The sequence below is a fragment of the Nocardioides sp. Z43_10 genome (assembly GCF_059766615.1).
In genome coordinates, this window is sequence record NZ_JCBAJY010000007.1 from 188,582 (window position 1) to 207,832 (window position 19,251).

Annotated in this window: 19 protein-coding genes; 13 read left to right on the plus strand and 6 right to left on the minus strand. The window is 72.5% G+C overall.

Going from position 1 to position 19,251, the window contains the following annotated elements:
• Positions 1 to 2: 2 nt before the first annotated feature.
• The 4 genes from AC6EI4_RS14385 (at position 3) to pgfA (ending at position 3,282) form a co-directional block, all read left to right on the plus strand.
• On the plus strand, positions 3 to 143 hold the full coding sequence (locus AC6EI4_RS14385) for a hypothetical protein (RefSeq protein WP_498421768.1): 141 nt from the start codon (positions 3 to 5) through the stop codon (positions 141 to 143).
• Between the two features lie 96 nt (positions 144 to 239).
• Positions 240 to 1,019: a glycosyltransferase gene (locus tag AC6EI4_RS14390; RefSeq protein WP_498421767.1), complete on the plus strand. Its 780-nt coding sequence runs from the start codon at positions 240 to 242 to the stop codon at positions 1,017 to 1,019.
• 8 nt (positions 1,020 to 1,027) lie between these two features.
• Complete coding sequence (locus AC6EI4_RS14395; protein ID WP_498421766.1) at positions 1,028 to 2,182, plus strand: glycosyltransferase family 4 protein; 1,155 nt, start codon at positions 1,028 to 1,030, stop codon at positions 2,180 to 2,182.
• 122 nt (positions 2,183 to 2,304) lie between these two features.
• Positions 2,305 to 3,282: a cell envelope lipid trafficking protein PgfA gene (pgfA, locus tag AC6EI4_RS14400; RefSeq protein WP_498451858.1), complete on the plus strand. Its 978-nt coding sequence runs from the start codon at positions 2,305 to 2,307 to the stop codon at positions 3,280 to 3,282.
• Between the two features lie 39 nt (positions 3,283 to 3,321).
• Here pgfA and AC6EI4_RS14405 read toward each other — a convergent pair whose 3' ends face one another.
• From AC6EI4_RS14405 to AC6EI4_RS14415, 3 genes are read right to left on the minus strand one after another with little or no spacing between them, the layout of a single operon-like run.
• Positions 3,322 to 4,350, minus strand: coding sequence for a hypothetical protein (locus tag AC6EI4_RS14405; protein ID WP_498451859.1), 1,029 nt, complete (start codon positions 4,348 to 4,350; stop codon positions 3,322 to 3,324).
• A complete protein-coding gene (locus AC6EI4_RS14410) occupies positions 4,347 to 5,180 on the minus strand; it encodes a class I SAM-dependent methyltransferase (RefSeq protein WP_498421763.1) in 834 nt (277 codons plus the stop codon). The genes AC6EI4_RS14405 and AC6EI4_RS14410 overlap by 4 nt, the downstream gene beginning before the upstream one ends.
• On the minus strand, positions 5,177 to 5,875 hold the full coding sequence (locus AC6EI4_RS14415) for a class I SAM-dependent methyltransferase (protein ID WP_498421762.1): 699 nt from the start codon (positions 5,873 to 5,875) through the stop codon (positions 5,177 to 5,179). The genes AC6EI4_RS14410 and AC6EI4_RS14415 overlap by 4 nt, the downstream gene beginning before the upstream one ends.
• A 339-nt stretch (positions 5,876 to 6,214) precedes the next feature.
• Between AC6EI4_RS14415 and rpsA the strand changes: the two genes are divergently transcribed.
• A complete protein-coding gene (gene rpsA, locus AC6EI4_RS14420) occupies positions 6,215 to 7,687 on the plus strand; it encodes a 30S ribosomal protein S1 (protein WP_498421761.1) in 1,473 nt (490 codons plus the stop codon).
• A 91-nt stretch (positions 7,688 to 7,778) separates the two neighbouring features.
• Here rpsA and AC6EI4_RS14425 read toward each other — a convergent pair whose 3' ends face one another.
• A complete protein-coding gene (locus AC6EI4_RS14425) occupies positions 7,779 to 9,020 on the minus strand; it encodes a PucR family transcriptional regulator (RefSeq protein WP_498421760.1) in 1,242 nt (413 codons plus the stop codon).
• Positions 9,021 to 9,198: 178 nt separating this feature from the next.
• On the opposite strand from AC6EI4_RS14425, the gene AC6EI4_RS14430 reads away from it, so the two are divergent.
• Genes AC6EI4_RS14430 through AC6EI4_RS14455 form a run of 6 tightly spaced genes read left to right on the plus strand, consistent with a single transcriptional unit; the run spans position 9,199 to position 15,727 of the window.
• Complete coding sequence (locus AC6EI4_RS14430; protein ID WP_498421759.1) at positions 9,199 to 10,074, plus strand: ABC transporter ATP-binding protein; 876 nt, start codon at positions 9,199 to 9,201, stop codon at positions 10,072 to 10,074.
• Complete coding sequence (locus AC6EI4_RS14435; RefSeq protein ID WP_498421758.1) at positions 10,071 to 10,781, plus strand: ABC transporter ATP-binding protein; 711 nt, start codon at positions 10,071 to 10,073, stop codon at positions 10,779 to 10,781. Before AC6EI4_RS14430 ends, AC6EI4_RS14435 begins: the two co-directional genes overlap by 4 nt.
• A gap of 12 nt (positions 10,782 to 10,793) precedes the next feature.
• On the plus strand, positions 10,794 to 11,672 hold the full coding sequence (locus tag AC6EI4_RS14440; RefSeq protein WP_498421757.1) for a branched-chain amino acid ABC transporter permease: 879 nt from the start codon (positions 10,794 to 10,796) through the stop codon (positions 11,670 to 11,672).
• A gap of 2 nt (positions 11,673 to 11,674) precedes the next feature.
• Complete coding sequence (locus tag AC6EI4_RS14445) at positions 11,675 to 12,781, plus strand: branched-chain amino acid ABC transporter permease (RefSeq protein WP_498451860.1); 1,107 nt, start codon at positions 11,675 to 11,677, stop codon at positions 12,779 to 12,781.
• Positions 12,782 to 12,825: 44 nt separating this feature from the next.
• Complete coding sequence (locus tag AC6EI4_RS14450) at positions 12,826 to 14,175, plus strand: ABC transporter substrate-binding protein (RefSeq protein ID WP_498421755.1); 1,350 nt, start codon at positions 12,826 to 12,828, stop codon at positions 14,173 to 14,175.
• Between the two features lie 28 nt (positions 14,176 to 14,203).
• The gene (locus AC6EI4_RS14455) at positions 14,204 to 15,727 is read left to right on the plus strand and encodes a long-chain-fatty-acid--CoA ligase (protein ID WP_498451861.1); all 1,524 of its coding nucleotides are present in this window, start codon (positions 14,204 to 14,206) and stop codon (positions 15,725 to 15,727) included.
• A 9-nt stretch (positions 15,728 to 15,736) separates the two neighbouring features.
• On the opposite strand, the gene AC6EI4_RS14460 is transcribed toward AC6EI4_RS14455, so the two are convergent.
• A complete protein-coding gene (locus AC6EI4_RS14460; RefSeq protein WP_498421753.1) occupies positions 15,737 to 15,880 on the minus strand; it encodes a hypothetical protein in 144 nt (47 codons plus the stop codon).
• Positions 15,881 to 15,973: 93 nt separating this feature from the next.
• On the opposite strand from AC6EI4_RS14460, the gene AC6EI4_RS14465 reads away from it, so the two are divergent.
• Entirely contained in the window at positions 15,974 to 16,924 is a 951-nt protein-coding gene (locus tag AC6EI4_RS14465; protein ID WP_498421752.1) for a GlxA family transcriptional regulator, read from the plus strand.
• A gap of 31 nt (positions 16,925 to 16,955) precedes the next feature.
• Positions 16,956 to 17,624, plus strand: a complete 669-nt coding sequence (locus tag AC6EI4_RS14470) for an SIMPL domain-containing protein (protein ID WP_498451862.1) — start codon at positions 16,956 to 16,958, stop codon at positions 17,622 to 17,624.
• A 226-nt stretch (positions 17,625 to 17,850) separates the two neighbouring features.
• On the opposite strand, the gene AC6EI4_RS14475 is transcribed toward AC6EI4_RS14470, so the two are convergent.
• Positions 17,851 to 19,203 carry a class I adenylate-forming enzyme family protein gene (locus tag AC6EI4_RS14475; protein WP_498451863.1) on the minus strand — a complete coding sequence of 451 codons (1,353 nt, stop codon included), beginning with the start codon at positions 19,201 to 19,203 and terminating at the stop codon, positions 17,851 to 17,853.
• Positions 19,204 to 19,251 lie beyond the last annotated feature (48 nt).

Genomic DNA, 19,251 nt, shown 5'->3' on the forward strand with positions numbered 1-19,251 from the left:
CCGTGATCAACAGTCTTATCGCCGCCGTCGCCGGCAGCGTCCTGGCCAGCGTCACGCTGGTCGGTGGAGTGAACCTCTACCAGTCCAGCGGCGAGAGCGAGCCCGTCTCCTCCTCCGAGCTCTACACCTACGCGGACGAGTAGACCTCCGCACCCGATGCGGGGCTTCGGCCCTCGCCCACCACACGACGCGACCGGGGGTCGCGCCGTCCCTGCTGCAACGGATGGGAGGGCCGTCACTTGCTGCAACTGATCATTCCTGCGTTCAACGAGGAGCACCGACTTCCGCGCACCCTGCGTGACCTGCGCAACTACGTGGCGGGCCGCAGCAGGATCCCGGGCGGGGTCGAGGTGATCGTCGTCGACAACGCCAGCACCGACGCCACGGCCGACCGGGCGCGTGCGGCGCACAGCCCCGCCCTGCCAGTGCGCGTGATCTCCTGCCCCACCCCGGGCAAGGGTGCCGCGGTGCGGGCGGGCGCCGCGGCCACCGACGCCGACCTCGTCGGCTTCATGGACGCCGACGGCGCCACCGCGCTCGAGGCCATCGACGAGGCCTGGCGCCTGCTGGCCGTGGGCGCGGACGTCGCCATCGGGTCGCGGGCGGTCAGCGGCTCGGTCACCCAGGCGCGTCACTCCTGGCTGCGTGAGCAGGGCGCCCTGGCCTATCGCCGGGTGGCGTCGCAGATCGTGCCGGGGGTGCAGGACACCCAGTGCGGCTTCAAGGTCATGCGCGGCGACCTCGCCCGCTCGGTGTTCTCCGAGGTGCGCACCACCGGCTTCTCCTTCGATGTCGAGCTTCTGGCCCGCGCCCGAGCCGGCGGGGCGAGGATCGCGGAGTTCCCGGTCGTGTGGACCGACGTACCCGGCTCCACCTTCGACCCGGCGCGAGACGGCGCGGGCTCGTTCCGCGACCTGGCGCTGATCGCCTGGCGTCTGCGCGACGTCCGCTCGGGTGCCCGGGTGGCCTCGCTCGTCCCGGCCGTCGCCGTCCCGGCGACCACCGCAGCCGAAGGCTGAGGTCCGAGGTGGTCACCGGCACCCGCGTCGCGGTCCTGAACTGGCGGGATCTGGGGCACGCCCTCGCGGGCGGCTCGGAGCGCTATGCCTGGGAGGCTGCTCGTGCGCTGCACGAGGAGGGCGCCCGGGTCGAGTTCGTGACCGCCCGCGAGCCGGGCGACCGCGCGGTCGAGGTCGTCGACGGCATCACGGTGCGCCGACGCGGTGGCCAGTTCACCTACTACTTCTGGGTGGTCTGGTACCTGCTCACCCGGCGACGCAGCCTGGACGTCGTCATCGACCCCGAGTGCGGGATCCCCTCCTTCGCGCCGCTGTTCGTGCGCCGCCGCACCGCGGTCGTGCTGGTCGTGCACCACGTCCATCTGCGTCAGTTCGACGCCTACTTCCCCCGACCGCTCGCACTCCTCGGCCGCTTCCTCGAGGGGTGGCTGATGCCGCGCGTCTACGCGCGCACCCGCACGGTGGCGGTCTCGGAGTCCACCCGCCAGGAGATGCGCGACCTGCTCGGCTTCCGCAGCGAGATCGAGATCCTCGCCAACGGCGCGAGCGTGCCCGCCGACGAGGCGGTCCATGTCGCGGACAAGGACCCGGACCGGCTCCTGGTGCTGGGCCGGCTGGTGCCGCACAAGCGGGTGGGGCTGGTGATCCGGGCCGTCCGGGCGCTGGCCCAGGAGCGGCCCGCCCTGCGCCTGGACATCTGCGGGCGCGGCCCCGAGGAGGAGTCGCTGCGCGCGCTGGTCGCCGAGCTCGGCCTCGAGGACCGGGTGACGCTGCACGGCTTCCTGCCCGAGGAGGAGAAGGCGACACTGCTGCGCCGCAGCGGGCTGCACGTGTGCGCCTCCGATCTCGAGGGCTGGGGGCAGGTCGTCGTCGAGGCGGCCGGGTACGGCGTGCCGACCGTGGCCCGCGACGTACCTGGACTGCGCGACTCGATCCGTCCCGGGCAGACCGGGTGGCTGGTCCCCGACATCCCGGGGGACTCCGATGCTCTGAGCCTCCGCATCACCGAGCAGCTGCGAGTGACCCTCGCCGAGCTCGACCAACCAGAGGTCCGCGCCCAGACGTTCAAGGCGTGCCGGGAGTGGGCCTCGACGTTCAGCTGGCACCGGATGCGTGCCGAGACCCGCCAGCTGGTCGCCGAGGAGCTCGCCCGGCGCCGCTGAGCGCCGCCACTGACCGTTCCCGGGCGTCGGACCCCGCCGCCCGCCATCTGACCACAACCAACGAAACGCCAAACGGCCCGCGAGTGGTTCGCGTGCCGCATGAGTGAGAGGGAACCACCCCCATGCGTCGAAAAATCGGCCCCATCCTCGTCGGATTGGGTGTCTTCCTCCTGGTGGCTGCCGCCCTGATGCGGTTCTACGCCTACCCGGCGCTCGCCGTCGCGCCGGACGACCAGAACTCCGTGACCAAGCTCGAGGCCGAGGGGGCCACGCTGTTCGACAGCGACCCCGAGGTGCTCGAGACGTTCACCACCGACCTCTCCGCCGTCAACCGCACGGTCAGCGACGCCGAGGCCACCAAGGACGCCCCCGAGGGCGTCCTGATCTACAGCGGCACGCAGTCGGTCTCCGACGGTGACGGCGTCGTCCGCTCGCGCAGCGCCGAGCGGGTCGCCTTCGACGAGGTCTCCGGGGCGGGCGTCGACTGCTGCGACACCTTCGAGGAGGCCGAGGAGGGCAAGGTCGAGGTCGTCACCCGCAAGGGCCAGGTGCTGAAGTTCCCCTTCGACACCCAGAAGGAGGACTACGACTTCTGGGACGGCGACCTCCGCGACGCCACCCCGGCCAAGTACGAGGGCGAGGAGGAGATCAAGGGCCTCAACACCTACAAGTTCGTCCAGACGATCCCCGAGACCGAGGTCGGCACCCGCTGGGTCCCGGGCTCGATCCTGAACTCCGACGAGGACACCGTCGAGGCGAACATCCTCTACCGCAACACCCGCACCATGTGGGTGGAGCCGGTGACCGGTGCCATCATCGACCGCACCGAGGACCAGCACAGCCAGCTCGAGTACGAGGGCGAGCTGCTCACCACCACCGAGGCCGTCCTGAACTACACCGACGACCAGGTGCAGGAGAACGTCGACGAGTACGGCAGCAAGGCGCTCCTGCTCGGCGGCATGCACGGCACGTTCCCGCTCGTGGCGCTGCTGCTCGGCCTGATCCTGATCGTCGCCGGCGTGCTCCTCGCCCGGCGCCAGGAGCAGGAGCCGGGGGAGAGCACCACCCACCGCGGAGACCCGGTCCCGCTCAACAAGTGATCCCGGGGCCGGTCCCGCAGGTCTGACCTGCGGGACCGGTCAGTCGGGCAGCGCGGCGTCGATGTGTGCGAGGAGCTCCTCGCACACGTCGGCGCCGTGTGTCTTTCCGCGCCCGCGCAGGGTGAGCGTGGTGCCGGCGTCGAGCACCGTCGCGCAGCCCAGCGAGATGCCCGATCCGCCGCCGGTGACCGGGTAGAACGCGAGGTCACGCACGCCGGGGGCCCGGATCTCGCCGAGGTGCGAGACCAGGACCGTGGAGCCCAGCCGTGCCGAGAGCAGGCGCAAGCCGAGACCCATCGCGCGGGCCAGCACAGGATGGCCGCCGCCCCCCGGCTCGGCCTCGGGCGCTGCTTCGCGCAGCCGTCGGCGTACCTCCTGGGGAGTGAGCCGCTCGACCTCGAGCAGGCGCAGCAGCGCGCTGCGATCGGCGATGACGAGGTCGTCGCCGGAGCGACGCGAGGCGCCCACCGCCACCGCGACGCGCCGCGTCGGCCTGCCCCGCTCGTCGTGGTACGCCGCCACGCCGGTGGCCGCGGCCACGACCAGGTCGGCGACCCGGGGTGAGCCGGGGCGTCGGCGCGCCACGCAGGTGTCGCCGGGGTGGCCCCGACGCCCGGAGCCGGGTGCGACCCGGGCCGGTGGGCGCACGGCCACCTCGGCGAGGCGGCGCAGGATCGCGGCCGCACCCCCCGGCGCCGCGGGACGCTCTCCGAGTCCCCGCGCGGAGCTGGTCATCTCGAGGCCGGTCAGCCGGTGCAGGAGGCCGAGCAGTCCCAGCCCGTCCACGTGCTGGTGGTGTGCCGCGACGACGATCGTGTCCTGGCTGACCCCGACCAGGGCGGGTCGAGCCGGCGCGGTGCTGAACCGGGCCACGAGCTCACCGGGATCCGCCGCCGTCTCCACGGGGGCGGGGCGCCAGCCGAGCTCGGCGGCGACGACCTCGAGCCGGGAGCGGACCTCGGCCACGTCCGGCGGGTCGACGAGGCGGGCGGCCAACACGACGTTCCACACCACGGTGGGATCGGCGACCCAGTGCGGGGGCTCCGGCGGTGGCTGGGGCGGCGTCATCGGGCGAGGTCGGCGATGTAGACGGCCGTGCCCGGGGTCAGCCGTCCGCGCACGCCCGACCAGCCGCCCCACACCCGCTCGTGCCCCTCGGGCCACTCCGGCTCGGCGATGTCGACGAGCACGAAACCGTGCCGGTGCAGGATCCGGACCCAGTCCCCGATGGTGCGGTGGTGCTCGACGTAGGAGACCCGCTCGGTCTCCGCGTCGACCTCGACGTAGGGGCGCCGGTCCCAGTAGGACTGCGAGGCGGTCAGGCCCGCCTCGCCGGGGTCGTCGGGGAACATCCAGCGGGTCGGGTGGGTGATGGAGAAGCTGAACCGGCCTCCCGGGCGCAGTACCCGGGCGACCTCGGCCACCGCGGTGTCGGCCTCGGCCACGAACTGCAGCGCACCGAAGGAGGAGAACACCACGTCGAAGGAGCCGGCGCGGAACGGCAGCGCCGTGGCGGTGCCGTGGATGTTGGCGACCGCGACACCACTGGACTCGTCGATGCGCCGGGAGTGCTGCAGTTGGCGGAAGGACAGGTCGAGCCCGACCGCCCAGGCCCCCTGGGCGATGGTCCACCGGGAGCACTGCCCGGCCCCGGAGCCGACCTCGAGCACGTCCTTGCCGGCCAGCGGGCCCAGGAACCCGGCCTCGTCCTCGGTGAGGCCCTCGGGGCCCCACACGAAGCCGACGTCGCCGAGGAACTCCCCGTGCGTGGACTGGTACTCGTCGGCGTAGGCGTCCCAGTCGCGCCGGTTGGCGCGCACCGAGTCGGACTCGGTGACGGGCTCGCGCTCCACCCGGATCGCCGGCTGCGGTGCCCAGGGGATCGGCCGGTCGCTCATCGGGGCTTCACGGCGCGGGCCACGATGCTGATCCCGGGCAGGTCGCGCACCGGCAGGAAGCGCTCGGTGGCGACCGCGAGGCGCAGCCCGGCGTTGACGAGGGGGTGCACCTCCTCCATCTCGCTGTCCCCGGTGTTGGAGCGGCGTCGTACCTGGGCGACGGGGCGCAGCAGCACGTTCCACGACATCACGTCGCGCACCTCGAACCCGGCCTTCTCCAGCAGCGCGGTCAGGTCGGCCTTCTCGTAGCGGCGCAGGTGACCCAGGGCGACGTCGTGGCCGCTCCACAGCTTCATGCTGCAGGGCACGGCGACCAGGGCCCGGCCTCCGGGGCGCAGCACCCGGAAGGTCTCGCGGGCCACGGCCTCGTCGTCGTCGACGTGCTCCCACATGTCGGTGGACATGACCAGGTCGACCGAGGCGTCGGCGAAGGGGAAGCGACGCGCGTCCGCGCGCACCACCGGCAGGTCGCGGGAGGCGGCGAGGGCGGCGGCGACGGGGGAGTACTCCAGGCCGGCCACCTGCCAGCCGAGGTCGCGCAGCACCGCGGTGTTGCCGCCCGAGCCGCAGCCGATGTCGAGGGCGCGCCCGGGGGGCAGCGGCGAGACCAGCCGCCGGACCAGCGCGCGTCGCTCGGCGTACCACCAGTGCCGCTCCTCGAGCGACGCCGACTTCCTGATCTCCTGCTCGTCCACCGTGCTCCTTCGCCGCGTCCGCCGGCGGCGGACGTCCTGGCGCAGACTTTACTGGCCCCGAAGGGGCGCCCGGTGGCGGTTGAGCGGAATCCGCTCCGCGCGCTCGCCGGGGCGTGTGAGGAGGGACGCGGCAATGCGCGCTCCGGGTTGGACGCGGCCCTCCCGCGCGCGTAGTCTCTAGCCTGCGCCGAGGTCTGCCTGGGTTCCAGACGGAGCGGACCCTCGCTCGCTATCAGCGCCGACGCCCTCCGGGGTGCCCGGCGCGTCACCGCGATAGTGAACAACTGACCTCATCAGCGCTCCCGCACGACCCCATCCATCCAAGGAAATCCTTCCCTTATGACGAGTAGCATCTCCATTCTTCCTGACTACGATGCGCCCCAGGTGGCCATCAACGACATCGGGTCGGAAGAAGACTTCCTCGCGGCGATCGACGCGACCATCAAGTACTTCAACGACGGTGACATCGTCGAGGGCACCATCGTGAAGGTCGACCGTGACGAGGTCCTCCTCGACATCGGTTACAAGACCGAAGGTGTCATCCCCTCCCGTGAGCTCTCGATCAAGCACGACGTCGACCCCTCCGAGGTCGTTTCCGTGGGCGACAAGGTCGAGGCCCTGGTCCTCCAGAAGGAGGACAAGGAGGGTCGCCTGATCCTGTCCAAGAAGCGCGCCCAGTACGAGCGCGCCTGGGGCACCATCGAGCAGGTCAAGGAGGAGGACGGCGTCGTCGAGGGCACCGTCATCGAGGTCGTCAAGGGCGGCCTCATCCTGGACATCGGCCTGCGCGGCTTCCTGCCCGCGTCGCTGGTGGAGATGCGCCGCGTCCGCGACCTGCAGCCCTACGTGGGCCAGACGCTCGAGGCGAAGATCATCGAGCTCGACAAGAACCGCAACAACGTCGTGCTCTCGCGTCGTGCGTGGCTCGAGCAGACCCAGTCCGAGGTTCGCCAGGGCTTCCTGACCCAGCTGCAGAAGGGCCAGATCCGCAAGGGCGTCGTGTCCTCGATCGTCAACTTCGGTGCGTTCGTGGACCTCGGCGGCGTCGACGGTCTGGTGCACGTCTCCGAGCTGTCCTGGAAGCACATCGACCACCCCTCCGAGGTCGTGGCCGTGGGCGACGAGGTCACCGTCGAGGTGCTCGACGTCGACATGGACCGCGAGCGTGTCTCCCTCTCGCTCAAGGCGACGCAGGAAGACCCGTGGCAGCACTTCGCCCGCACCCACCAGATCGGCCAGATCGTGCCGGGCAAGGTCACCAAGCTGGTGCCCTTCGGCTCGTTCGTCCGGGTCGAGGAGGGCATCGAGGGCCTGGTGCACATCTCCGAGCTCGCCGAGCGTCACGTCGAGATCCCCGAGCAGGTCGTGCAGGTCAACGACTCGGTCATGGTCAAGATCATCGACATCGACCTCGAGCGTCGCCGGATCTCGCTGTCGCTCAAGCAGGCCAACGAGACCGCAGCCGCGTCTGACTCCGAGGACTTCGACCCGACGCTCTACGGCATGACGGCGTCGTACGACGAGCAGGGCAACTACATCTACCCCGAGGGCTTCGACCCGGAGACCGGCGAGTGGCTCGAGGGCTACGACGAGCAGCGCGCCACGTGGGAAGAGCAGTACGCCAAGGCTCACGCCCGCTGGGAGGCCCACGTCAAGCAGCAGGCCGAGGCCAAGGTTGCCGAGGCGGAGGCCGGCGAGGCCACCTCGTACTCCAGTGGTTCCGAGGAGGTCGCCGAGGCCGAGACCGGCGGTTCGCTGGCTTCGGACGAGGCGCTCCAGGCGCTGCGCGAGAAGCTCACCGGCGGTCAGTGATCCACTGACCCCGGCCCGCGCCGTGACGGCGCGGACCTGAGCACGAGGGCGAGGGCCCCGTCCACCTCCGGGTGGGCGGGGCCCTCGTCCGTCAGCGGCCCAGGGCGGTCAGCGCCAGCCCGAGCAGGAGCCGGTCCCGGGCGTCGCCGAGGCTGCGTCCGGTCAGGCCCTCGATCTGGCGCATCCGGTAGATCACGGTGTTGCGGTGGCAGAACAGCGACTCCGCCGCGTGGGTCGGTGAGCCGTTGTGGGTCAGCAGTGCCGAGAGCGTCTCCAGCAGCACCTGCCCCTGCTGCGAGGGCAGCGCCAGGACCGGTCCCACGGTCTCGGCGACCAGCAGGTGGGCGACCTCCGGGCTGGCCCCCAGCAGGACCTCGGGCAGCCGCTCGGCGACCGAGACGACCCGCGCGGTGCCGCGGGGCAGCGTCCCCGAGGCCTTCTCGGCCAGCCGGTAGGCGGTGTGGATGCCGGCCAGCCCGTCCGGGCTCTGGGCCACGCCCACCCGCCCGGTGGCGCCGGGGGCGAGCAGGGCGACGAGGTCGCTGACCGTGAGCTCGCCCAGGGAGACGAGACCGAAGTTGATCTCGCCGCGAACCCGCCAGTACGACGTCAGGCCGCTGCGCTCGAGCCTGTCGTCGGCGGCGCGAAGGGGGCCGTCGAGCTGTCCGTCGAAGTGGCCGACCACGCAGGCGACGGCGTCGTCCGGGGTGAAGCCGAGCACCTCGCGCACCTCGGCCAGGAAGGCGGCGTCGTGGTTGCCTCCCTCGACGAGCCGCTCGAGGAGGTGCTCCTGGCGCCTGCGGTCCTGCCGCTCCAGGCGAGCGCTCTCCCGGCGGTAGGCGTCGATCAGCGTGGAGCTCTGCAGGTCCAGGGCCGACCAGATCCGCTGGCCGGCGGTGAGCAGCACGCTGTCGTCCTCGTCGAGCACGCCGCGGTCGCGCTGCTCGACCAGCGCCTCCCACAGGACCCGGGTGCCGAGCGTGTAGGCGTTGAGCACGTGCTCCAGGGGCACGCCCTGGGCCGCGCGCCGCCGGCCGGTGTCGCGCCACACGTGGATGGCGCCCTCGCCCGGCTCCGCGAGCCCGGCCATCGTCCGGATGCCGCGCCGCACGTGCTCACGGGTGCTGGCCCGGATGTCGGCACGCAGCTCCGGCTGGTCGGCGTACCAGTCCTTCTCCTTCTCCAGGAGCGTCAGGGTGATGTCGTCGGCGATCGCGTCCGCCCGATCCAGAAGCGTCGCCCAGGCGCTCTGGATCCGCTGCTTCAGGTCGGGCTCGCCTCCCCGGTGCCACGCGGGCAGCTGAGGGCGCGATGTGGCGGGCGTCACAGACATGGGCTTACGATTGCACGCTGCGCACAGGTCGCCAACCCCTCCTGGGGTGATTGGGGCGTCGCGCACGACGGATCTTGGGCGCTGAGCCCATATCGCCCGGTGGGCGCGGAGACCAAAGTGAGGGGCGTCACATTCGACGCCCCGCACGAGGTGCGGGGTTCTGCCCCAGGAGGCACCGATGGGAGCGAGCTCCTCGCCCGCGTCGCCGGTCCCGCCCACGTCCGTCCCTCCCGGCGAGCCGGTCTTCACCATGCGCGACGTGTCGGTGAACTTCGGCGGCGTGCACGCGCTGACCGGGGTCTCGCTCGAGGTGGCCGATCACCAGGTCCTCGGGGTGATCGGGCCCAACGGAGCGGGGAAGACCACCCTGTTCAACGTGGCGTGCGGGTTCGTGCGCCCCGACACCGGCCGGCTGGGCTGGCAGGGCCGGGACGTGACCGGGCTGCGTCCCCACCAGCTGGCCGGCCACGGGATCGCCCGGACCCTGCAGAGCCTCGGCCTCTTCGACCGGATGCCGGTGCTGGAGAACGTGATGGTCGGCGCCGGGCGGCACGCCCGCGGCGGGTTCTGGTCGGCCCTGGCCGGGGTGGGGCGGGGCCCGCGCGAGGACGCCGAGCTGGCCCACCACGCGATGGCGATCCTGACCGAGCTGGGCATCGCGGACTGCGCCTGGCGCTACCCCGCGAGCCTGCCCTACCCGGTGCGCAAGCGGGTCGCCCTGGCGCGTGCGCTGGTCACCCAGCCCCGCCTGCTGCTGCTCGACGAGCCGGCGAGCGGGCTCTCCCACGACGAGATGCAGGAGCTCGGCGAGCTGATCCGGGGGCTGACCGACCGGATGGCGGTGATGCTCGTGGAGCACCACATGGACCTGGTGATGAGCGTGTGCGACGACATCACCGTCCTGGACTTCGGCAAGGTCATCGCGCAGGGCGGGCCCGAGCAGGTTCGCCGCGATCCTGCGGTGCTCGCGGCGTACCTGGGCGACGAGGTGGCCCCCGACGAGGACGGCCCGGACCGCTCGGGCGACGCGACGGGCGAGGGGCGGGTCCGATGAGCGCCTTCGAGGTGCGTGGCCTGACCGCCCGCTACGGCGCGGTGACCGCGCTCGACGGGGTCTCCTTCGCGGCGCCGCAGGGCAAGATCACCGCCGTGCTCGGCGCCAACGGGGCGGGGAAGACGACGCTGCTGCGCGCCGCCTCGGGGCTGGTGCGCGCCGCGGGGGGCCAGGTGATCGTCGGCGGGGACGACGTGACCCGCAGGCCGGCCGAGCGGATGACCGACATCGGCGTCGCCCACGTGCCCGAGGGGCGCGGGGTGATCACCCAGCTGACCGTCGCCGAGAACCTGCGCCTGGGCGGCCTGCACCGGACCGAGGGCTCGGACCCGATCGAGGTGGAGCAGATCTACGAGCTGTTCCCGGTGCTGGGCGAGCGCCGCGGCGCGGTGGCCCACGTGCTCTCCGGAGGCGAGCGGCAGATGCTGGTGATCGGGCGGGCGATGATGGCCTCGCCGCGGGTGCTCCTGCTCGACGAGCCCTCGCTGGGCCTCGCGCCCCGCATCGTCGCCCAGATCTTCGCGCTGATCCGCGGCCTCGTCGAGAGCCAGGGGCTCACCGTCGTGCTGGTCGAGCAGAACGCGCGCAGCGCGCTGTCCATCGCCGATCGCGGCGTCATCCTCAACCTCGGCCGGGTCGTGGCCCACGACGATGCGGCCGTGCTGTCGGGTGACGAGCAGCTGCGCCACGCCTACCTCGGATTCTGAACGGGAGATCACGTGCAACAGCTCCTCACCACCTCGCTCACGGGCCTGACCCTGGGGGCGGTCTACGCCGCGTTCGCCCTGGCGCTGTGCCTGATCTGGCGCTCCACCCGGATCGTGAACTTCGCCCAGGCGCCGATGGCGATGGTCACCACCTACATCGCGCTGATGATCATCGACGCCGGCTACTCCTACTGGCTCGGCTTCGCCGCGGCCCTGGTCTGCGGGCTGGTCCTCGGTGCCGTCGTCGAGCGGGTGCTGGTGCGTCCGGTGGAGGGCAAGAACGAGATCAACGCGGTCATCCTCACCCTCGGCCTGTTCGTCGTGCTGCACTCGGGTGCGGCCCTGGTGTTCGGGTCGCGCTACCGGTCCTTCCCGGCGCCGTTCGGCATCCGCGGCTTCGAGGTCGGCGACACCACGCTGGCCATCACCGGGTTCGGCGTCTTCAGCATCGTCGCCGTCGCGGTGGTGCTGGTGCTGCTGGTGCTGCTCTTCCGCGGCACCGACCTCGGCCTGAAGATGCGGGCGTCCGCCTTCAACCCGGAGGTGGCACGGATCCTCGGGGTCAAGGTGGGGCAGATGCTCACCCTCGGCTGGGCCCTGGCCGCCGTCGTCGGCTCCCTCGCGGGACTGCTGATCGCCGGCGGGAGCCTGGTGCACCCGGCGTACATGGACTCCGTCGTGGTCTTCGGCTTCGTGGCTGCTGTCTTGGGCGGGCTGGACAGCCCGGTGGGCTCGGTCCTCGGCGGCATCCTGCTCGGCCTGTCGCTGAGCTTCGTCAGCGGGTACGCCGGCTCCGAGCTGGTGCCGCTGGCCGCCCTGATGATCCTGATCGCGGTGCTGCTGGTGCGCCCCGGTGGCCTCTTCTCCCACACCGTCGAGCGGAGGGTCTGACCATGACCGCCACCATCCCCGAGTCCACCAGCAAGCCGTCCAGCGCCCCGGCGCGCGACCGCCGGCTGCCGCGGCTGCGCGCCTGGTGGCGCCGCTCGGTGCTCGGTCGACACCTCGTCATCGCCGGGCTCGGCCTGCTCCTGGTGGTGGCCGTGCTGGAGAGCGTCGACCCGTTCCGGGCCGTCCAGCTGACCTCGATGGCCTACCTGGCCATCGCCGCCGGTGGGCTGACCGTGCTGACCGGCCTGAACGGCCAGCTCTCGCTGGGCCATGGCGCGTTCATGGCCATCGGCGCCTACACCGCCGCGCTGATGCTCAATGACGGCGAGCCGCCGGTTCCGCTGGTGGGAGTGCTGGTGGCCTCCACCCTGGTGGCGCTGCTCGTGGGCGCGGTGGTCGGCCTGGCCGCGGCCCGCCTGCACGGCCCCTACCTCGCCGGCGCCACCCTGGCCCTCGCGGTCGCCGTGCCCAGCACCGCGCTGTACTTCGACGACCTCGGTGGCGAGCAGGGGGTCACCGTGCTGGTGCCCCCGATCCCCGACTGGGTCCTGGACGCGTCCTTCTTCGTGCTCGGCACCGAGATCGACCGGACCCGCTACATCGCCTACATGGCCTGGGTCAGTCTGCTCGTCTGCTTCGTCCTGCTGGCCAACCTGAGCCGCAGCCGGGTCGGGCGCAGCTGGCGGGCGGTGCGCGACGACGACGTGGCCGCCGAGCTGGCCGGCATCCACCTGGGCCGGACCCGGGTCCTCGCCTTCCTGGTCAGCGCCGGGTGCGCGGGCCTAGCCGGCGCGGTGATGGCGATGGCCGTGCGCATCGCCGCGCCCAGCGGCTTCACGCTGACGCTGTCCCTGACCCTGCTCAGCGCGGTGGTGCTGGGCGGGCTCGGCAGCCTGACCGGGGCACTGATCGGCGCCGCGCTGATCACCTTCCTGCAGCCTCTGGTCACCGACCTCGGGCTGAGCGCGGGGCTGAGCGACGTCCGGGCCGCCGAGCTCGCCCCGTTGGTCTACGGCCTCACCACGATGGCCGTGATCCTCCTCGTCCCAGCCGGCATCGCCGGCACCGCCCGGATGGCCTGGCTGACCCGTCAGCAACGCCGTCCCTGAAGCCCCGACGCGCAGCTCCCATCACCCGAAGGAAGGCACCATCCATGAAGAGTCCGCACATCTCGAGGAACCGTGGCGCAGTGGCGCGCCGGAGTGTCCAGCTCGCCGCCGCGGTCACCGCCACCTCCCTGATCGCGGCCTGCGGCGCCGGCGGGCGTGAGGAGGGCGACGAGGGCAACGACGCCGGCTCGTCGGTCGGCGTCACCGCCGACACGATCAAGATCGGCGGGCACTACCCGCTGACCGGCGTGGCTGCCCCGGGCTACAGCGAGATCCCGACCGGTCACAAGGCCTACTACGACTTCGTCAACGCCAACGGCGGGATCAACGGCCGCCAGATCGAGTACCTGGTCAAGGACGACGCCTACAACCCCACCAACACCTCCACGGTCACCGACGAGCTGGTCCTGCAGGAGGAGATCTTCGGCATGGTGGCCGGCCTGGGCACGCCGACCCACAGCGCGGTGATCGACTTCCTCAACGGCGAGGAGGTGCCCGACCTGTTCGTCTCCAGCGGGTCGCTGGCCTGGGGTGACGACCCGGAGAAGTACCCGTGGAGCTTCGGCTGGCAGCCGGACTACGAGATCGAGGGCAAGATCATGGGGCAGTACGTCGCCGAGAACATGCCCGACGCCAAGGTGGGCCTGTTCCTCCAGGACGACGACTTCGGCGAGGACGGCGAGAAGGGCGCGCGCCAGTTCCTCGACGACCAGATCGTCGAGACCGTCTCCTACACGCCGGGCAACACCGACGTGGCTCCGCAGATCGCCAAGCTCAAGGCGGCCGGGGTCGACCTGGTGCTCGGCTTCAACGTGCCCTCCTACACCGCGCTGAGCCAGCTGGTGTCGATGAAGATCGGCTTCACGCCGACCTGGTTCTACAGCAACGTCGGCGCGGACCCGGCCCTGGTCGGCTCGCTGCTCGCGCGGTTCTCCGAGGGAGCGGTCAAGGACAGCGCCAGCCTGCTCGACGGCGTGATGACCACCGAGTACATCCCCGGCGTCGACGCCCCGGACGACCCGTGGATGCAGCTGTGGCAGAAGGTCTGGGACGAGCACGGCGAGGGTGAACTCACCAACTACGTGGTCTACGGCATGTCGCAGGCCTACACCTTCGTCCAGGCGCTCCAGGCGGCCGGGGACGACCTCACCCGCGAGCGCGTGGTGGAGGTCCTGGAGGAGGAGGGCGGCGACTTCGAGGGTCCGGCCCAGGCGCCCTTCCGCTACTCCGAGGACAGCCACCTCGGCATCTCCGGCATGGCCGTCGTCGAGCTCAAGGGCGGCAAGGCCGAGCCGCAGACGCCGGTGCTGGTCACCGACATCGGCGACGCCGAGATCACCGAGGACGAGTCGGCTGCCGGCGACGCGCCGCCGGAGAGCGGCCTGCCCGAGTAGTGCCGGCACCCGCGACCCGGGAGATCCTGTGACCCTGCTGAGCCTGGCCTCCGTCCTCGCCGAGCCGGCGCGCCGTACCCCGCACCACACCGCCGTGGTGGAGGGCGAGCTGCGTGTCGACTACGCGACGCTGTGGGAGGAGGCCAGGCGCAGCGCGGCCGCGCTGGTCGAGCGGGGCGTGGGGCCGGGCACCCGGGTCGCGCTGATGGCGCCGAACGTCGTCGACTTCGTGCGCACCTACTACGCCATCCTCGCCGCCGGGGGAGTCGTGGTCCCGATCCCGACCCTGCTCGGGCCCCAGGAGGCGACGTACCTGGTGCGACACAGTGGGGCCGGGCTGGTGCTCCATCACGCCTCCTTCGCGCAGATCGCCGAGCAGGCCGCGCACGAGGCCGGAGCGGTGGCCCTCGCGGTCGAGGGGCTCGGTGCCGGGTGCGAGCCGCTGCCGGCGGCCGCGCCGCGGGAGGCCGAGGACCCAGCGGTGATCTTCTACACCAGCGGCACCACCGGGCGACCCAAGGGCGCGGTGCTCACCCACCTGAACCTGGTGCTGAACGCGACCGCCAACGCCTTCGACGCCAACCCGTTCCTGCGCGAGGACGTGGTGATGGGCTGCCTGCCGTTGTTCCACACCTTCGGGCAGTCGGTGTCGATGAACTCGGCCTTCCGGGTCGGGGCCACGCTGCTGCTGCAGCCGCGCTTCGACGCGGCGAGCGCGATCGAGCTGATGGTGCGTGAGCGGGCCACGCTGTTCTTCGGGGTGCCGACGATGTACGTCCAGCTCCTGCAGGCCGCCCGCGAGCTGCTCGGTGCGGGCCCCGGGGCGCAGCTGCCCACCCTGCGCGACTGCGTCTCGGGCGGCGCCTCGCTGCCGGTGGCGGTCCTGGAGGAGTTCGAGAAGGTCTTCGCCACTCGGGTCTTCGAGGGCTACGGGCTCTCGGAGACGTCCCCGACGGCCACCGTCAACCAGCCCTGGTTCGGCACCCGACCGGGCACCGTGGGCCATCCGATCTGGGGGGTGGAGGTCGAGATCGCCGAGGCCGACGTGGAGGCGCGCATCGAGCTGGTCGAGACCGGCCGGCTGGGGGAGATCGTGGTGCGCGGACACAACGTCTTCGCCGGCTACCTCGACGATCCCGAGGCCACCGCGGCCGCGATCGTGGACGGCTGGTTCCGCACCGGCGACATCGGTCGCAAGGACGACGACGGGTTCGTGGAGGTCGTGGATCGCAAGAAGGACCTGATCATCCGCGGCGGGTTCAACGTCTATCCGCGCGAGGTCGAGGAGGTCCTGGCGCGCCACCCGGCGGTCGCCCAGGTGGCGGTCATCGGCCTGCCCGACCTCGAGCGCGGGGAGGAGGTCTGTGCGGTGGTCGTGGCGCTTCCCGGCGCCGCGCTGGACGCCGAGGAGCTGCGGGCCTGGTCGCGGGAGCGGCTCGCCGGCCACAAGTACCCGCGCCGGGTCGAGGTGGTCTCCGAGCTGCCGCTGGGGCCGAGCCACAAGGTGCTCAAGCGGGAGCTGCGCCGCCGGCTGAGCGACGCCGAGGGCTGAGCGACGCGGTCAGCGGCTGAGCCCTTCGCTGCGGGTCTCCACGCGATGCGAGCCGGGTGGCGGCAGCCCGCCGCGGCTGTCACGCCGTACGGCGTGGGCGGTGCCGAGAGCGGTCAGCAGGGACAGGATGATCAGGATCGCCAGGAAGGTCATGGCAGAAAGTCTGCGCTGCGTGGGTTCCTGCCACGAGTGGCAGGAATGACATTGCTCGTTGATTATCTGCCATCCCCGGGGCAGACTCTGCTCATGCGCAAGGTGGCGGTCCTGGTCCAGGACGGAGCCGAGCCGTTCGGGCTGGGCACGATCTGCGAGGTGTGGGCGGAGCCCTACCACCCCGAGGACGACAACCCCGTCTTCGAGTTCGTGGTGGCGGCGCCGCGCCCCGGGCGGGTCGCCGGCGCGTCGGGCTTCGACCTGTACGTGGAGAACGGGCTCGAGGCGGCCGCCGACGCCGACCTGGTCTGCGTGGTCCCGAAGCGGGACTTCCTCGCACCCTCCCCGGAGGTCGCCGAGGCCGTCGGCGCCGCGCACCGGCGCGGGGCGCTGGTGATGGCGCACTGCACCGGCACGTTCGTGCTGGGGGAGGCCGGGCTGCTGGACGGGCGGCGGTGCACGACGCACTGGCGCCACGTGGGCGCGCTCGTCGAGCGGCACCCGCTGGCCCGCGTCGACAAGGACGTCCTCTACGTCCAGGACGGGCGGGTCGTCACCGGAGCCGGGTCGGCCGCCGGGCTCGACGCCGCCCTGCACCTGATGCGCCAGCAGTTCGGCGCCCGCACCGCCGCCACGACGGCCCGCCGGATGGTGGTCCCGCCGCACCGCGACGGAGGCCAGGCCCAGTTCATCGCCTCGGCGGTGCCCGACTGCGACGCCGAGACCCTGGGGCCGCTGCTGAGCTGGATGGTGGAGCACCTCGCCGAGGACCTCAGCGTCGAGGCGCTGGCCCGCCGCTGCCACATGTCCGCGCGGACCTTCGCGCGCCGGTTCCGCGCCGAGACCGGCACCACCCCGCACAGCTGGGTGGTGGCGCGGCGCGTCCAGGCGGCCGAGGAGCTGCTCGAGGCCACCGACCATCCCGTGGACTGGGTGGCGGCCCAGGTCGGCTTCGGCAACGCCGCCGGGCTGCGCCACCACTTCACCCGGGTTCGCGGGCTGAGCCCACAGCGCTATCGCCGTTCGTTCCAGACCCCCGCCTGACCGGCTCTGCCGCCCCACCCGAGAGGGACCCATGCCCCAAACCCTGATCACCGTCCGCGGCAGCCACATCTCGCACCGGCCTCCCGAGCGGGCGACGGTCCGCCTGCGGGTCGGGCTCGAGGGGGCTGCCGCTCACCAGGTGTTCCAGGCGGTGGCCGACGCCTCGGCGGCGGTGTCCGCCGGGCTCGTCCGCCTGCACGACCCCGACGCCGGCCCCGTCACGTGGTGGTCCAGCGAACAGGTGCGGACCTGGGCGCAGCGCCCCTGGAACCAGGAGGGCAAGCAGCTGCCGATCGTCCACCATGCGCAGACCCACTTCCAGGCCAAGTTCCGCGACTTCGCCGCGCTCGGGCGCTGGGTGGGCGAGGTGGTCGAGATCGCCGGCGTGAGCGTGGCGGGCATCGACTGGGCCCTCACCGAGGCGCGCCGCGTCGAGCTGGCCGGCCGGGCCCGTGCCGCGGCGGTGCGCGACGCGGTCGACAAGGCGCAGTCCTACGCCGACGCGCTGGCCCTCGGCCCGGTGACGGTCGTCGCCATCGCCGATGCCGGCATGCTCGGCGAGGGGCTGCACCCGGTCTCGAGCGCCGGCGTCGCGATGAGCTCCCGGGCAGCGGCCGGGGGAGGCCCGGCGGACCTCAGCTTCACCCCCGAGGACATCGGCGTCTCGGCGGCGGTCGACGCGCGGTTCGTGGTGGGCTGAGGGGCCGGTACGACGGAGCGGGCGCGGCGGCGTACAGCGAGCGGTGCACCAGAGGCGCAGGTGACTGCAGAGACGGTGGGGGTAGTGCCGCCTGTCAACTACTGAACTTGTCGGGCGAAGTCTCGGCCGACAAGTTCAGCGTTCCCCGGTCGACCGGGGAAACCAGCCCCCGCGGCGTACGAAACCAGCACCCGGACGCACCCCACCAGCCCCCGCGGGCTACCGCTCAGCCCGGAGCCTGCGCGGCGTTCTCGGCCAGCTCGAGACGGCGCACCTTGCCGGTGGCGGTGCGGGGCAGGTCGGTGAGCAGGTGGTACTCCTTGGGGCGCTTGGCCGGGCCCAGCCGCTCACGCGCCCAGGCGTCCAGCTCGGCCACGGTGACCGAGCCGACGACGGCGGCGCAGACCCGGTGCCCCCAGACGTCGTCGGGTACGCCGTACACGGCGACGTCCTCGACGCCGGGCAGCTCGCGCAGCGCGTTCTCGACCTCCAGGGGGTAGACGTTGACCCCGCCGGTGATGACCAGGTCCTCGCGCCGGCCGTCCAGCCACAGGTAGCCGTCGTCGTCCATCCGGCCGAGATCGCCGACGGAGAAGGCGGGGCCGTGGGGGGTGGTGCGCCACGCGGCCGCGGTCTTCTCCGGGGCACCGAGGTAGCTGAACCGGGCGTGCTCGGGGACCACGCACCAGATCGTCCCGTCCGGGTCCACGGTGAGCAGGCGACCCGGCCGGGCCCGCCCCACGGTGCCGGGTCGCTCGAGCCACTCCTCGCTGCGGCACGCGGTGAACTGGCCCTCGGTCGAGCCGTAGAACTCCCAGGTCGAGCCGGCCGGGAACAGGTCGATCAGCCGGTGCTTGATCGCCGGCGGGCACGGCGCGCCGGCATGCGCGACGAGCCGGAAGCACGACAGGTCGGGGACGCCGACCTCCGCCCAGTGGGCGAAGAGCCGCTGCAGGTGCGCCGGGACGCAGAACATCGTGGTGGGGCGCTCGGTGCGGATCGCCTCGGTGACGGCGGCGGCGTCGAAGGGGCCGGGCACCACCAGCCGCCCGCCGGCCAGGCGGGTGCCCATCGCGAAGCGGATCGGCGCGGAGTGGTGCAGGGGACTGAGCACCAGGTTGACGTCGTCGGCGCGGAAGCCCCACAGGTCGCGCTCCTCGGCGACCAGCGCCGCGGCGCGCTCCTGGTCGAGCAGGCCCGAGTCGACCGCCTTGGGGGAGCCGGTGGTGCCGCTGGTGACGTGCATCGGGCGCCCCAGCGGCAACCCCGGCGCCCCGGCCGCCGAGCCGGCCGTCGAGCTGGGTGCCGAGCCGAGCAACGACTCGAGCAGCGGCGCGAGCTGGTCGGGGGAGTCGAGAACGACCGCCGGGTGCAGGTCGGCCAGCAGCCGTCGGCGCTCGTACGCCGTGAGTCGGGGATCGAGCGGCACCGGGAAGACCCCGGCCGCCAGCAGCGCGAGCACCAGCTCGACGTAGTCCGCCGAGCCGGGCACCAGGAGGGCCACCCTGTCCCCGGGCGCCAGGTGCGGCACCCCGCCCCCGGTCTCCAGCGTCTGCCCGCCCCCTGCGTCCTCGCTCACGGCGCCATCCTCTCAAACCGCGCCCCCTCACGACCGCGCCGGCGGGCT

Bases quoted from the DNA above. Each gene is read 5' to 3' on its own strand.
- AC6EI4_RS14465 (WP_498421752.1), top strand. From the start codon at position 15,974: ATGCGCAAGGTGGCGGTCCTGGTCCAGGACGGAGCCGAGCCGTTCGGG.
- pgfA (WP_498451858.1), top strand. From the start codon at position 2,305: ATGCGTCGAAAAATCGGCCCCATCCTCGTCGGATTGGGTGTCTTCCTC.
- AC6EI4_RS14405 (WP_498451859.1), bottom strand. From the start codon at position 4,350: ATGACGCCGCCCCAGCCACCGCCGGAGCCCCCGCACTGGGTCGCCGAT.
- AC6EI4_RS14430 (WP_498421759.1), top strand. From the start codon at position 9,199: ATGGGAGCGAGCTCCTCGCCCGCGTCGCCGGTCCCGCCCACGTCCGTC.
- AC6EI4_RS14435 (WP_498421758.1), top strand. From the start codon at position 10,071: ATGAGCGCCTTCGAGGTGCGTGGCCTGACCGCCCGCTACGGCGCGGTG.
- AC6EI4_RS14450 (WP_498421755.1), top strand. From the start codon at position 12,826: ATGAAGAGTCCGCACATCTCGAGGAACCGTGGCGCAGTGGCGCGCCGG.
- AC6EI4_RS14460 (WP_498421753.1), bottom strand. From the start codon at position 15,880: ATGACCTTCCTGGCGATCCTGATCATCCTGTCCCTGCTGACCGCTCTC.
- rpsA (WP_498421761.1), top strand. From the start codon at position 6,215: ATGACGAGTAGCATCTCCATTCTTCCTGACTACGATGCGCCCCAGGTG.
- AC6EI4_RS14445 (WP_498451860.1), top strand. From the start codon at position 11,675: ATGACCGCCACCATCCCCGAGTCCACCAGCAAGCCGTCCAGCGCCCCG.
- AC6EI4_RS14470 (WP_498451862.1), top strand. From the start codon at position 16,956: ATGCCCCAAACCCTGATCACCGTCCGCGGCAGCCACATCTCGCACCGG.
- AC6EI4_RS14410 (WP_498421763.1), bottom strand. From the start codon at position 5,180: ATGAGCGACCGGCCGATCCCCTGGGCACCGCAGCCGGCGATCCGGGTG.
- AC6EI4_RS14425 (WP_498421760.1), bottom strand. From the start codon at position 9,020: ATGTCTGTGACGCCCGCCACATCGCGCCCTCAGCTGCCCGCGTGGCAC.